1 protein-coding gene is annotated in these 245 nt (G+C 26.5%); it reads right to left on the bottom strand.

What is annotated here, in order from left to right; all coding sequences use genetic code 11:
* A partial coding sequence (locus ACZ267_RS13000) for a PLDc N-terminal domain-containing protein (protein WP_463680363.1) occupies positions 1-245 on the bottom strand: 245 nt, incomplete at both ends.

Raw genomic sequence — 245 nt, 5'->3', positions numbered from 1 at the left:
ATATTGGTGTTCATCAAATTCCTTAATTTGTCTATATATAAGTTCATTAAATGCATCTAATTCTTTAACATTATTTTTATCTAGTTTACGTTTAGACACTGTACGACCAAATAATAAATAAAGGATAAAACCAATTAAAGGTAATACAAATAGTACAAATAACCAGGCCCATGTTGAGCTTGCACTACGTCGATTTCTCTCCAAAATTATAATAATAAATGCTAAAACAACATTAATTACAAAAC

The sequence above is a fragment of the Staphylococcus sp. AC872 genome, assembly GCF_979255425.1.
This window is presented reverse-complemented; position numbering and strand designations above follow the sequence as displayed.